The organism is Tenacibaculum sp. L6 (assembly GCF_028823685.1).
Taxonomy (GTDB): domain Bacteria; phylum Bacteroidota; class Bacteroidia; order Flavobacteriales; family Flavobacteriaceae; genus Polaribacter.
The window spans coordinates 1-13,383 of the sequence record NZ_JAPEHZ010000059.1; the positions used below are offsets into that span (position 1 = coordinate 1).

Below are 13,383 nucleotides of genomic sequence, written 5' to 3' on the forward strand. Positions count from 1 at the left end.
TGCGTTTTTTGGTATTGTTTACTAATGATTTAGATTATTCTATAACAGTTAATTCGTCTACGATACGTTTAGCACCAGCATACTTATCGATTAACCAAAGTACGTATCTGATATCTACGTTGATTGTACGTTGTAAGTTAGAGTCGAAAATAACATCACCAGCCATCGCTTCGATGTTACCATCAAATGCTAAACCGATTAATTCACCTTTTCCGTTTAAAACTGGTGAACCAGAATTTCCTCCTGTAATATCGTTGTCAGATAAAAAGTTTACAGGTAATTCGCCTTTACTGTTAGCATATCTTCCGTAGTCTTTTTTCTCATAGATATTTAACATGTCTTTAGATAAATCAAACTCACTATCGTTTGGCTTGTATTTTTTAACCATTCCTTTTAACGTTGTGTAGTTGTTAATACTAGCATCGTTTCTAGGATCTTTAGGTAAAGCTCTTACTTTTCCGTAAGATAAACGTAAAGTAGAGTTCGCATCTGGATATTTAATGTTGCTTAAACCAGACTTACGTAAACCATCTACTAATAATCTAAATGATTTTTGGTAATCGTTTAATGGTTGTACTAAGTTTTCAGGTTGTTCTCTATATTTACCTAATAATTGAGATGATAAAATATATAACGGATCGTTAGCTAATAATTCTTTATTTGGGTATTTTAAGAAAGCTGTTGCACGTTCTTTAGACGTAAAAATACTTAATTCGAAAATAGAATTGATGTAATCATTAATATCACCACCCTTTGCAATTTTAGCTACAATCTCTGGTAATTCGTAATTTGCTTTAGCTGAATATAGCTTTAGTTGTTCTGCTAAAATTTCTTTTTCTAAAGGTAAGTGGTAGTTTGTGTAGCTACTTTCAATAAAAGCATTCAATCGAGGCATTAAATTCTTACGAGCAGCTTCGTTAGCATCGATATAAGACTCAAATCCTTTACCAATTTGATATGGTAAAACAGCAAATTTACTAGAACGCAATAATAACATTAAGTAGTTGTCGTGCTTTGCTTTATTGTTGGTTAAGCTGTAGTAATTGTTGATGTTAGTAACAACATCTCCGTAAGTAGCTTTATTTGATTTGTTGTTAGCCCATTTGTCAAATTTCTTTTCAACTTTACGTTTAGTTTCGGCAGTTTTATGAGCTGTTAAAGCGTCAATCATACCTTGTCTGTTTTTCCAGTAGTTGGCAATTCTAGCATATTGAGAAGCATACATTAAGTTGATAGATGCATCTTCATCCATGTATTTCTTCATCACATCCATACTAAGTTTAGAACCTTCCACCCAAGCAGGATATGCGTAGTTTACGTTTTGCTCGATTCCTTCTGCAGGCATCCAACGGTTTGTTCTACCAGGATATCCTAAAATCATAGCAAAATCATTCTCTTTTACCCCTTTAATGTTAACAGGTAAGTGATATTTTGCTTTCAATGGTACGTTGTTTTCAGAGTACTCAGCAGGATTTCCTTCTGCATCAGCATATACTCTAAATAAAGAAAAATCTCCTGTGTGACGTGGCCATTCCCAGTTATCAGTATCTCCACCATATTTACCAACTTTATCAGAAGGTGTACCGACTAATCGTACGTCTTTATAATCTTCGTATACAAAATAGTAATATTCATTTCCTTGGAAAAAAGAACGTACAGAAACAGTGTATTTACCACCTTCGTTGTTTTCTTGTTCTATTTTTGCAATTTCTCTGTTAATAGTAGCTTCACGTTCTTTTTCTGTCATAGAATCGTTTACTTTAGATAAAATACGTTCTGAAACGTCATCCATTCTTACAAAGAATCTTACAAAAAGACTTTCGGGTTTAAGCTCATCTTTTAATGTTTTAGCCCAATATCCGTTTTTAAGGTGATTTTGTTCTTCTGAAGATAATTCAGCAATAGCATCATAACCACAGTGATGGTTTGTAAGTACTAATCCGTTATCAGAAATAATACTAGCAGTACAACCACCGTTAAATTGAACAATAGCATCTTTAAGGCTTTGGTTGTTAATGCTGTAAATTTCTTCGGCAGTTAACTGAAGTCCCATTTTTTGCATATCACGTTCGTTTAAACGTTTAATATGCATTAAAAACCACATCCCTTCATTGGCAAACAATGAAGTAGGTAGTAAGATTAAAAAAGCGATTAAAAAAAGGCTTGTTTTTTTCATAATATAATTTGAATAATAAAAAATTAGGTTGATTTTGTTTTAGTTAGAATATCGTCTTTTAAAAACTTAATAAGATTAAGACGTCTATTTCAGAGCTTCACTAATTAAACAATCAACTTGTAAAAATACTCAATAATTCATTTAGTGTAAGAAGGGGAAACGTTAAAAAATGAAGGAATATCTAAGTTATTTTAGAATAATTTTAACAGTATTGATAGTTAGAGATGAGCTTTTTTGAATTAAAAATAAAAACCCTTACAAACACTAGGCTTATAAGGGTTAATAGTGGAGACGCCGAGAATCGAACTCGGGTCCAAACAAGCAGCTCAAAGGCTTTCTACATACTTAGTTTTTGATTAATTTTCGATTAAAACCTGACCAAAAACAGCCCAATTTTAACTTAGCTTCTTTAATTTCGAAAACCCATCGAAGCACTAAGTTTTCTATGTCTACTTTTACGATGCCCATAAATGAAACGCCGTAAACCAAGGCTTTTCGTGGACATTCAGCTTGCGCACCTAGTGCGCCGAGGCTTTATCTTACTATAAATTCAGATTAAGCAGCTAAAGCGTAGTTATCTTCGCCGTTTAAATGTTTGAAATAAGTTTAGCGAGTTATCATTTCACTCCTCGGTATGCTTACATTTTCACTCGTCTTGCTGTCAAAACCAGTCGTCCCCAATATATCAAAGAATGTACTTATCTAGCGCAAAAAATATACCAATTTTTAGGGCGTTCGAGCGGGCTTTCACTACTCGCTTCCCGAAAAATCGGGAGAGCTCAAACATGCCGTTCAATCCCTAAAGCAAAAATAAGCGGACGCAAATATAAAAAAATATGATTTGTACAATCATTTAAAAACGAGTATTTTCGCCGTAATTGTTATAAGATATAACATTATGCTAGAAATTGTTTAATTTTAACACAGGTAAAGAATGAAATTCGGAATCATAAAAGAACGCAAAAACCCACCAGATAGAAGAGTCGTATTTTCTCCTGAAAAATTACAAGAGTTTAAAAAACAGTTTCCACAAGCTGAAATAGTGGTAGAAAGTTCTGATATTCGAGTTTTTTCTGATGAAGCCTACAAAAATGCAGGGTTCGAAGTAACTAATGATGTTTCTGATTGTGATGTGTTATTAGGCGTAAAAGAGGTTCCGGTAGACGAGTTGATTCCGAATAAAAAATACTTTTTCTTTAGTCATACTATTAAAAAGCAACCATACAACCGTAAGTTGTTAAAAGCGATACTAGAAAAGAATATCGAAATGTTTGATCATGAAACCATTGTGCAAGAAAACGGAGCACGTCTAATTGGTTTTGGGCGTTATGCTGGTTTGGTAGGAGCTTACAACGGATTTAGAGCATTAGGTTTGCGTGAAGGATTGTTTAATTTACCTAAAGTTGAAACCTTACCAGATTTAGATGCTGTAAAATCGGAGTTAGACAAAATTACCTTACCAAACATTAAAATTTTATTAACAGGAACAGGAAAAGTGGCTCATGGAGCTCAAGAAATTCTTGATCACTTGCAAATTAAACAAGTAAGTGATGCGCTGTATTTAACTTCAGAGTTTACCGAACCAGTATATTGTATAGCTGATGTTATGGAGTATGCAAAACGAAAAGATGGTAAAGTAGGAGATAAGTTTGAGTTTTACAAAGATCCGTCTGGTTATGAAAGTAACTTTATGCCCTATGCAAAACAAACTGATTTCTTTATAGCGGGTCATTTTTATGGTGATGGAGCACCGTATTTATTTACTCGTGAAGATGCTAAAAATTCTGAGTTTAGAATAAAGTATGTAGCGGATGTTTCTTGCGATATTGATGGACCAGTAGCGACAACACTTCGTGCGTCAACAATTGCTGACCCTATTTATGGATATAACCCAGAAACAGAATCAGAAATTGATTTTAAAGACGAAAAAGCTATCACAGTAATGGCCGTAGATAATTTGCCATGTGAGTTGCCTAAAGATGCAAGTGAAGGTTTTGGAAATATGTTTTTAGCACATGTAATTCCAGCATTTTATAACAATGACAAAGACGGAATTTTAGCTCGATCAAAAATGACAACAAATACTGGTAAATTAACCGAACGTTATGCATATTTGCAGGATTACGTAGACGGAAAAGAATAACACTTAATAACTCCCGCTTCGGCGGGAGGCGGGATTTTTTATTTAAGATGATACCAGATAAACAATTTTTAATTGATACGGCCAATATGAAAATGCCTTTTGGAAAGTACAAAGGAACCTACTTAATAGATATTCCTGAATATTATATTGTTTGGTATAAAAACAAGGGATTCCCTCAAGGAAAGCTTGGTACTATGTTAGAATTAGTTTACGAGCTTAAATTAAATGGATTGGAAGATATTTTGAGGAAAATCCGTCGAGTTTCTTAAATTTAGAACATGAAACCAGCAGAAGAACATATACTCAAACAACCAGAACCTTTCAAGTCTATTTTATTGCATTTACAACTGTTGATAGAGAATAATTGTACTGATGTAGAGCTAAAATACAAGTGGAAAATGCCTGTGTATTATGTAAACGGACATCAACTTTGTTATTTAAATGCCTCTCATAAAAAAGGGTTTGTAGATGTAGGTTTTTGGGCGAAAGGTATTTTACAAGATTTTGATGAGTATTTAGTATCTGAAGGTAGAACTGTTGTGAAATCACTTCGTTATACTTCTGTTGAAGATATTGATGAAGAAATTTTTCTTCAAGTAGTTGAAGAAGTAGCTAAGTACAATCATAAAGGCTTTTGGAAGAAATAATTATTGAATCAAAAACTCAAGCATCACCTCTTTATCAATAATTAAATATACCTGTTTGCTATTTTTTGGTGGTAATGTTGTTATGGTAGTAATGTTATTCTTAGTTACTACTTTATCTGGCGTTACGGCATAACGATATCCACTATAACCTAAAAATATAGTTTGATTTTCTCTTAAATTTTTAAGTTTAATTTCTATGGGAGTAGAACCATTTAAGATTCCCTTTTTAGGAGAAATCAATTGTAGATCAGATTGCAAAAAAGCTGAACTATAAATTGGTTGATTGTAAAAATCATCCTTTTCCATTCTACCAACTCTTAATTGCCAAAGTTTGTTTTCAGGGTAATGTGTTTTAAAATACTGTTCTTTAGGTATATTGTAGTAATACGAGTTAAATAGTTGTTGCCAGCTACCATTGTTAACCATACCTGCAGCCCAAGTAGCATCAATATAAATCCAATTATTATTCAATTTAACAGCGTTCCAAGCGTGATTAGAATTGCTTTTAGGATTGGCTATATCGTTTGATGAGTTTCTAATATACCCTTTAATAACTTCATTTTCTATTTGTAATAAGGAACAGATTTTAGCTAGAGTTTGCGCATAACCTTCGCAAAGTGCTTTTCGATTTGACAAGGTTTCGTTTACAATTTCATCTTTTAAGGCTTGAAGCTTTTCTAATTTTTCTTGTTCGTTTTTATATTTGAAAGAAATTCTTTTTTGCCTCGGATTGTAATATCCTTCTAAATCATATTTGATATTGTGAGAAAGCCAATAAAAGGCGGCTTTCACTTGTAATTCTTCCGAATGAAAATCATCAGCTATTCTCTTCGCTAAATTTTCAACAGTTGTTAGTTTCGGGTAGTTAGTTAACTTCCTTTCAACCAAAGAAAAATCTTGTGCGTTTACAGTCAAATTCAATAAAAAGAAAAAGAAAAAAAGGTGTTTCATATATCAGATAAACAAAGGTATTGAACAAAAATTGTGCCTCTAAAATTAGCAATTTAAGAAACGGAATTAAATTGGTTATATTTAGGCTTTTAAATAAATAAAGAATGAAAAAAATTTTATATCCATTAGCATTTGTAAGTGTAGCAGTTTTAGTATCGTGCAAGCAAACTAAAAAAAATAGTAACGAACTAGCTGTCAATACTGTTGAGGTGGCTAAGAAAAAAGAGAACAAAGAAGAGATAATTGATTCTGTTTTAGTAAGAAAACACTTATATACACTTGCGTCAGATGAAATGGAAGGAAGAAAACCAGGAACTGAGGGAATGGAAAAAGCAACTCAGTATATAGAAAATGAATACAAAAGAATTGGTTTAAAAACTTTCGATACACTAACTACATATCGTCAAAATTTTGAATACAAGGGTATTAAAATGAGTAATATTATAGGTTTATTAGAAGGTAAATCTAAAAAAGATGAGTTTGTTATAGTATCTGCACATCACGATCATTTAGGAATGAAAGAAGATGGAGAAGGTGATCGTATTTTTAACGGAGCAAACGATGATGCTTCAGGAGTAACCGGCGTGTTAGCATTGGCAGAATATTTTGCAAAAAATGAAATAAATGAACGCAGCATTTTATTTGTATGTTTTACTGCTGAAGAAATGGGCCTAGTGGGTTCTGAGTACTTCGGAAAAGGAATTGATGCCGATAAGTTTGTAGCTGGAATTAATTTAGAATTAATAGGAAAGGAACCAAAAACAGGACCAAAAACAGCATGGTTAACAGGCTTTGATAAATCTGATTTCGGAAAAATTATTCAAAAGAACTTAATAGGTTCAGGTTATCAGTTGTTTCCTGATCCGTATCCAAAATTTCAATTATTTTTAAGGTCAGATAATGCTTCATTGGCTCGTTTAGGAGTACCATCTCATACATTCTCAACAACACCTATAGATGTAGATGCTGATTACCATAAGGTAACTGATGAAGCAGAAACGTTAAACATGACTGTATTAACAGAAACAGTTAAAGCAGTGGCTAGAGGAACGCAAAGTATTATAGAAGGAAAAGATACGCCAACTAGGGTAGTTATGGAGTAAACATATTGAAAACTTAAAGTAAAGAAGGAGCTATAGGCTCCTTTTTTATTGGCTTTCTATATATAAGTTTTAAGATAATGTTAATTATTGCAACCTTTAATTGTATTAAGTGTTAAAATTATATTAAAATTTTAGTATATTCGAAAAAAATAAATTTAATCTTTAACCCCTTCAGAAAATGAAAAAAACACTTTTAAGCCTAACGGTTGTTTTAACTATGATCTCATGTTCTAATAATGATGAAACATTAGAAACAGAAAAAGAACAAGACATACTTACCAAAAAAGAAATTAACGCAATTATTAATACTTCTTTACAAGAAACAGGAGATTTTAATTGGATGTTGCAAGATGCACATACAATTTGGAGTGCGATAAATCATGGTGAAAATATTTTAACCATTGGGTATGGTACATCCAAAAATAATTTTGCAAAAAGTGAAGCAACAGAGAATATTAAAGATGATTTAATTGCATTCGTAAAAAGTAATGAACCAACTTCAGCAAAAGGTAGTTCTGAATTGTATGTAGATGAAAACATTAATTATATCGATATTAAAGTAACTAATAAAGAAACCATTAGTGCTTTGTTAAAAGATAGTAGAGTTCGTTATATAGAACCGGGAGGTTATAGTTTTTTAGAGTCTACTGCACAAGCTAAGTCAAGTTCATCAGGTTCTTCAGGATGTGGTTATGGTACTGCAAATTTAAATACGAGTGATTATCGTACAGTAGCACCAGGAGCTAGATTACCATGGTCTTTTGATGCGCACAATATTTCACAAGCTTGGAATTACAGTACAGGTTCTGGTGTAACTGTAGCGGTGGTTGATTCTGGTTTATCACCAGAGCAAAAATGGATGAATCAATATTTTAACGATGGATATTCATCAGGAAGAACAGTTCAGAAATATGGAACCTTTGTAGATTCTTGGTGGGCTTGGTCTAATAATTATGACGGAGTAAATGACAAGTGTGGTCATGGAACAAAAATGGCAGCAGTAGCTACAGCTCCAAGAAATAATGATAATTTACCTGTAGGTGTTGCTTATAACGCAAACTTAGTAACATATAGAGCTGTTGAAAATGTAGTAATTGACGATTACCATGAAAAAAGAGGTGTTGTTGAAGCATTAACAGCATTGGCAAATAGAAGTGATGTAAAAGTTATTTCTATGTCATTAGGTTCTCCGTTTAGTATAGGTAATGTATCGGATGCAGTAAAGTATGCACATAGCAAAGGAAAGATGATTTTAGCTGCAGGAGGAACGTCTACTTCGTTTACTACTTGGTATGGAGTAATTTTTCCTGCAAGTATGTCTGAAACTGTTGCGGTAACAGGTGTTAAAGAAGGACAATATAGTAAGTGTGATGTATGTCATACGGGATCACAAATAGATTTTACGGTACAAATGCAGCGAACTAACGGAACGGATAATAAAATTCCTGTATTAAGTTATTATGATGGACAAGCAAATTATGTAGGAGGTTCATCTGTAGCAACTGCTACTACAGCAGGTATTGCGGCATTGGTATGGGCTAAAAATCCTTCTTGGTCACGAGAACAAGTTTTACAAAAAATGAAAGAATCCGCTGATTTTTATCCAAATAAACATTCAGAGTTTGGATATGGAAATATTGATGCTTTAAAAGCAGTTCAATAAAAATCAACTAGCTAACCTATGAAAAGCCTCGTTTGTACGAGGGTTTTTTTGTATTTTTATAAGGTACAATTCTTGTTAGGTTAAACTTAAAAACATCATTTATGAAATATTATCAATACCTTTTTTTACTGGTTTTTATAGGGTGTGCATCTTCTAAAGTAGTGTACGATTATGATAGTCAAGTTAATTTTAATAACTACAAAACGTTCAATTTTTTTGAAGATGCTGGTAAAGGTTTAAATGAATTAGATGTAAAAAGGGTAGTGCATGAGTTAACAGCTGGCTTGGAGGCAAAAGAAATGCAATTGGCAGAAACTCCAGATTTGTACATAAACATAATGTCTAATGAACAGGCATCAGTAAATAGAAACAGAATAGGAATAGGAATTGGTAGTGGAGGAAGAAATGTAGGATTTGGAATTTCAGGAGGAATTCCAATTGAAAGTAGAAAAATCAATCAACAATTAACAATAGATTTTGTTGAAAGTGAAAATAATAAATTGATATGGCAAGGGATAGCAAATAGTGAGTTAAATGAGAAAACCTCACCTGAAGAAAGAAGAGCGTATTATCAAAAATTAATACAGAAAATATTGAGTAATTACCCACCAAAAAAAGCCTCTAATTAACTTAGAGGCTTACATTATTTACAGAAACAGCTTAATCCGCTAATTTAAATTTAGGTTTTTAGCAATCTCTTGCCAATCAATTAGTTTAAAGTTTTGATGTAAGCTGTCTTTTCCTTGAGTGTTCGCTCCGTCTTGTGCGATAAAAAATCCTTTAGGATATTTTGGGCCAAAGTTTACTGAAGTGACATCTATACCATCAGTATCATACGTTCCATCAATAGCACCGTCTTTTAAAGAAAAACTTCCTAGGTATTGATTGCTAATTCTATCAAAAACAGCATAGCTATTATTTCCTTGTGAAGATAAAATGATGTAACCTTTTCCGTTTCCAGCATCGTAAATGGTAACTCCTTCAAAATCATCTTTCATATTTAAATCTTTAGTGCTGATAACCTTTACACGATTGTTTTCAGCATTTGGTTCAGCATCATACTTCCATAAAGCTTTGTTTTCTTCACCAATATATACTTTGGCGTGTACATCATCGGCAACAATACCTTCGCCTTGGCTTCCTAAGGAAAATTCACGCACAAGTTTTGCGTCAATCTTAGCATTGTTTTCAAACAATTCCCATTGCTCAACACCGCCTTTTTTACCAACCATAAAAACATAAAATTTGTTAGTTTTAGGGCTCTTGTACATCCCTAAACCGTATACTTCTTTTAAGTTAGAAGTTATTTTTCTTGCAGCAGCATCTTCTAGTTCACCTGTAGGCTTTACAATCAATATAGAAATAGTATTGTAGGTTCTATTACTGGCAGTAACTACTGAAACTTCTTTTCCGTTTAGTGAAAACCCATCGCGGATATCTACATTATTTACACGTCCTATTTTGTAGGTGTACAAACGTTTTCCTTCTAAATTATATACTTCTAATCCTTCTTTCTTATTGGTTCCGATAATAGTTGATTTTGTAACATCAACAGGATTTACCCATACACACGGATCATCAGCAGCGTCGTCAAAAGAAGTGACAGGCTCTGTTTCAGCATCAGCAACTAAAGCTACCACTGGTTTTGCTTGCGGGTTTTGATGTACTATTTTTTCAACTTTACAAGCGCTTAAAATAAGGCAAGTAAGTGTTATTTTATATAAATTATTCATTCTTAAAAATTGTATTTTAAACCAGCATTCCAGTTATAGTTATAAAATTCTGCTTGTTTTGTTTGGTGTTTAGCTCCTTGGTAAAAACGTAGTTCTTGATTGGTTAAGTTTTTAGCTTCAGCAAAAATCTGTAAGTTTTTAGTAATACTGTACGATGCGTTTACATCAATAAATAATTGATCATCATAATAAACATCGGTAAAGCTATCATCACCATATTCAAAAATATAATCATCAGCAAAGTTTAAAGATGCTCTTACTGATAGTTTTGAACTCTCATACGCTAACGATCCGTTAAACATGTTTTTAACTGCTCCTGCTAAAGGTAAACCATCTTCTCTTCCTGAAATTCCGTCGGTTTTAGAGTCTGTATAGGTGTAGTTTCCGTAGATTGTTAAGTTACGTAAGAAACCTGGTAAGAAATTTAATTTACGTTGTAAGGCAACTTCAAAACCATATATTTCGGCAGTACCTCCGTTAAAAGGTCTAGTTACATCGTAAATTTCTGTAGCACCATTAACAGTAATTTGTTCTTGGGTAAAAGAGTTATAGATAAATTTATCTAAGTCTTTATAAAATGCTCCTGCAGATACAATTCCTACATTGTTAAAATAATGCTCAAACATTAAATCGAAGTTCATTGCTTCGGTTGGATTTAGATTTGGGTTTCCATATTCAGCCTCTAAATCATCACTGTTAATGTTTCTGTAAGGCACTAAATCAAAATAATTTGGTCGTGCAATTGTGTTGGTCCAAGCAGCTCTTACAATTGTGTTTTTATTAAAGTTGTACTTAGCTTGTAAGTTTGGTAACCAGTTAGTATAGTTATTACTTCCAGATGTGTTTATAACGTCGCTTAAATCTTCCGCAGTTTCTACATCAATATCAAAACCATTATAATCGATGGTAGTTTTTTCAACTCTTACCCCAGCGATAAAAGAAAATTTATCTCCTAAGTTTTGTTGTAACATTCCGTATGCTGCATAAATGCTTTCATTAGCATTATAGTTTTCAGGAACAAACTCGTCCAATACTAATTCACCATCTGTTAATTGTAAGCTTCCTAAAAATTTAGGTGTAGTAAAGAATCCAGATTTGTAATCATCACCAGCTAAATAACCGTTTACAGTATAATCTTTGGTAGTGGTAGTGTTCATTGTAGGGAATTGATCTTCTAAATCGAATTCATAAAAATCATTGTCTCTTACCTTTTCTTTGTATTTGTGTTTGAATCCAAATTTTAAAGAGTTTTTATAGATTCCCGTAGTGTTAATAGGAATTAAAAGATCAAGATTAGAACTTATTTTACGCTCTTGTGTGAATCCTTTTTGCTCAGTTACCTCGTTGTAATCAAAAGTTGATGGATCGTTAAAATCGTTATTGGTTGGCCTTAACACAGGAAAGTTCGTGCGAGAAAAATCTTGCATCACTTCAATAGCATCGTTTTCAAAACTGATATAACGCTCGTTCGGACGCTCTTCTTTCGCTTTAGCAGTTCCTGTTTTCCAGTTTAATTTGATGTTTCCAAAAATATGTTCACCACCAACAGAAATATTGTAAGTGCTTTGACGCTCTAAACGCGTGTTATCGTTGGTGTTGTTGTTGATTCCTCCTTTGGTTTGACGACGAACTTCAGCTTCTGAAATTCCTGCAGCATTAGGTACATCAATTTTTCTAAAACGAACTCGGTAACGATTTTCATAATCGTTTCGTTGGTTGTACATTGATTTTAAGAAAAGGGTATTGTTATTGTCTGGCGTCCAATCAAGGTTTGCAGCAACACTCATTCTGTTTCTTTTTACATCGTAGCGTCTAATATCGTGTTCACCAATATAAATATTATCATCTTCGTTTTTCCATTCAAACTCAACGTTATCTGAACCGTAATCGTTAGAGTTGTATGAAGCATTGATAACATAACCTAGTTTATTATCAGAAACTCTGTCTGCAACCAATGCTGAAACGTTGTAGTTTGGCGTGTTTCTTACTGGGTTTTGTCCGTATGAACCTGCAACGAAAGCTCTAAACGTAGTAGGAGCAGAGCGTGTAATTAAATTTACCGAACCACCAATAGCATCTCCTTCCATATCTGGAGTTACTGCTTTGTTAACCTCAATGGTTTGAATCATATCTGACGGAATTAAATCCATTTGAACTCTACGGTTGTCGCCTTCGGCAGAAGGAATTCTATCTCCGTTTAAGGTTACTGAATTCAATTGAGGTGCTAAACCGCGAATAATAATATCTCTTGCTTCTCCTTGATCGTTTTGCATTGATATACCAGGAACACGTTTTAAGGCATCACCAATGTTGGCATCAGGAAATTTACCTACTTGATCGGCAGAAATAATATTGATAATATTTTCTTTGTTTTTTTGTTGATTTAAAGCCTTGGCTTGCCCTTTTCCAATACTTCCTTTAATAACAACTTCATCCAATCTATCTATTTTAGGTGTTAGAGAAAAGTTTTTAGATTGAATGTTGTTTGTAAGTATAATGGTTTCTGTTAAGGTCTGATAACCTAAGAATGATATTTGAACTTCATAATTTCCTACAGGGATATTTAAAAGTTCGTAGTTTCCATTAAAGTCGGTAGAAAATCCAACTTGTAAAGAAGGAATGCTAATCGTAGCTCCTGGTAAAGGTTGATTGGTTTCGTCTAAAACTCTCCCTTTTAAACCAGATTTGTTTTGTGAGTATCCTAAAATACTTACAAAGCAAATAGTAATTAAAATTAATTTTTTCATTTTGAAATCTTTAGTGAATTATCCACGGCGAAATTATTTATGATAACTAGTAACCAGATTTCAAATTTGTTAGTAAAAAATTATTAAAACTTATACATAAGGTTGATTGTATGTTAATTAGTTGAGGTTTTTATAATGTTTAAGTATTCTTTATTTAATGTAAAAATTACCTTTTAAAAACACTTGATATTTAACTTTAGAAGTTTTAAAACAAAAAAGC

At 32.8% G+C, this 13,383-nt stretch carries 10 protein-coding genes and 1 other RNA gene; 6 read left to right on the forward strand and 5 right to left on the reverse strand.

Features of this window, described 5'->3' with window-relative positions; translation table 11 throughout:
- Positions 1-34: 34 nt before the first annotated feature.
- Positions 35-2,176: a S46 family peptidase gene (locus OU788_RS09975; protein ID WP_274635042.1), complete on the reverse strand. Its 2,142-nt coding sequence runs from the start codon at positions 2,174-2,176 to the stop codon at positions 35-37.
- A 283-nt stretch (positions 2,177-2,459) separates the two neighbouring features.
- Positions 2,460-2,855, reverse strand: a transfer-messenger RNA (tmRNA) gene (ssrA, locus tag OU788_RS09980).
- A 255-nt stretch (positions 2,856-3,110) separates the two neighbouring features.
- Between ssrA and OU788_RS09985 the strand changes: the two genes are divergently transcribed.
- Genes OU788_RS09985 through OU788_RS09995 form a run of 3 tightly spaced genes read left to right on the forward strand, consistent with a single transcriptional unit; the run spans position 3,111 to position 4,966 of the window.
- On the forward strand, positions 3,111-4,319 hold the full coding sequence (locus OU788_RS09985) for an NAD(P)-dependent oxidoreductase (RefSeq protein ID WP_274635043.1): 1,209 nt from the start codon (positions 3,111-3,113) through the stop codon (positions 4,317-4,319).
- Positions 4,320-4,366: 47 nt separating this feature from the next.
- Complete coding sequence (locus OU788_RS09990; RefSeq protein WP_274635044.1) at positions 4,367-4,588, forward strand: DUF3820 family protein; 222 nt, start codon at positions 4,367-4,369, stop codon at positions 4,586-4,588.
- A 9-nt stretch (positions 4,589-4,597) separates the two neighbouring features.
- Positions 4,598-4,966 carry a DUF1801 domain-containing protein gene (locus OU788_RS09995; RefSeq protein ID WP_274635045.1) on the forward strand — a complete coding sequence of 123 codons (369 nt, stop codon included), beginning with the start codon at positions 4,598-4,600 and terminating at the stop codon, positions 4,964-4,966.
- On the opposite strand, the gene OU788_RS10000 is transcribed toward OU788_RS09995, so the two are convergent.
- On the reverse strand, positions 4,967-5,917 hold the full coding sequence (locus OU788_RS10000) for a transglutaminase domain-containing protein (protein ID WP_274635046.1): 951 nt from the start codon (positions 5,915-5,917) through the stop codon (positions 4,967-4,969).
- A 104-nt stretch (positions 5,918-6,021) separates the two neighbouring features.
- Between OU788_RS10000 and OU788_RS10005 the strand changes: the two genes are divergently transcribed.
- The 3 genes from OU788_RS10005 (at position 6,022) to OU788_RS10015 (ending at position 9,312) form a co-directional block, all read left to right on the forward strand.
- Positions 6,022-7,020 carry a M28 family peptidase gene (locus OU788_RS10005; RefSeq protein WP_274635047.1) on the forward strand — a complete coding sequence of 333 codons (999 nt, stop codon included), beginning with the start codon at positions 6,022-6,024 and terminating at the stop codon, positions 7,018-7,020.
- Positions 7,021-7,198: 178 nt separating this feature from the next.
- A complete protein-coding gene (locus OU788_RS10010) occupies positions 7,199-8,683 on the forward strand; it encodes a S8 family peptidase (RefSeq protein WP_274635048.1) in 1,485 nt (494 codons plus the stop codon).
- 101 nt (positions 8,684-8,784) lie between these two features.
- Complete coding sequence (locus OU788_RS10015) at positions 8,785-9,312, forward strand: DUF4136 domain-containing protein (RefSeq protein ID WP_274635049.1); 528 nt, start codon at positions 8,785-8,787, stop codon at positions 9,310-9,312.
- Positions 9,313-9,351: 39 nt separating this feature from the next.
- On the opposite strand, the gene OU788_RS10020 is transcribed toward OU788_RS10015, so the two are convergent.
- Both OU788_RS10020 and OU788_RS10025 read right to left on the reverse strand, forming a co-directional pair.
- Entirely contained in the window at positions 9,352-10,416 is a 1,065-nt protein-coding gene (locus OU788_RS10020; RefSeq protein ID WP_274635050.1) for a phytase, read from the reverse strand.
- 2 nt (positions 10,417-10,418) lie between these two features.
- A complete protein-coding gene (locus OU788_RS10025; RefSeq protein WP_274635051.1) occupies positions 10,419-13,163 on the reverse strand; it encodes a TonB-dependent receptor in 2,745 nt (914 codons plus the stop codon).
- Between the last annotated feature and the right edge of the window lie 220 nt (positions 13,164-13,383).

Coding starts and splice junctions, on each gene's coding strand:
- OU788_RS10020 (WP_274635050.1), bottom strand. CDS start 10,416: ATGAATAATTTATATAAAATAACACTTACTTGCCTTATTTTAAGCGCT.
- OU788_RS10015 (WP_274635049.1), top strand. CDS start 8,785: ATGAAATATTATCAATACCTTTTTTTACTGGTTTTTATAGGGTGTGCA.
- OU788_RS09995 (WP_274635045.1), top strand. CDS start 4,598: ATGAAACCAGCAGAAGAACATATACTCAAACAACCAGAACCTTTCAAG.
- OU788_RS10005 (WP_274635047.1), top strand. CDS start 6,022: ATGAAAAAAATTTTATATCCATTAGCATTTGTAAGTGTAGCAGTTTTA.
- OU788_RS10025 (WP_274635051.1), bottom strand. CDS start 13,163: ATGAAAAAATTAATTTTAATTACTATTTGCTTTGTAAGTATTTTAGGA.
- OU788_RS10000 (WP_274635046.1), bottom strand. CDS start 5,917: ATGAAACACCTTTTTTTCTTTTTCTTTTTATTGAATTTGACTGTAAAC.
- OU788_RS09985 (WP_274635043.1), top strand. CDS start 3,111: ATGAAATTCGGAATCATAAAAGAACGCAAAAACCCACCAGATAGAAGA.
- OU788_RS09990 (WP_274635044.1), top strand. CDS start 4,367: ATGATACCAGATAAACAATTTTTAATTGATACGGCCAATATGAAAATG.
- OU788_RS10010 (WP_274635048.1), top strand. CDS start 7,199: ATGAAAAAAACACTTTTAAGCCTAACGGTTGTTTTAACTATGATCTCA.
- OU788_RS09975 (WP_274635042.1), bottom strand. CDS start 2,176: ATGAAAAAAACAAGCCTTTTTTTAATCGCTTTTTTAATCTTACTACCT.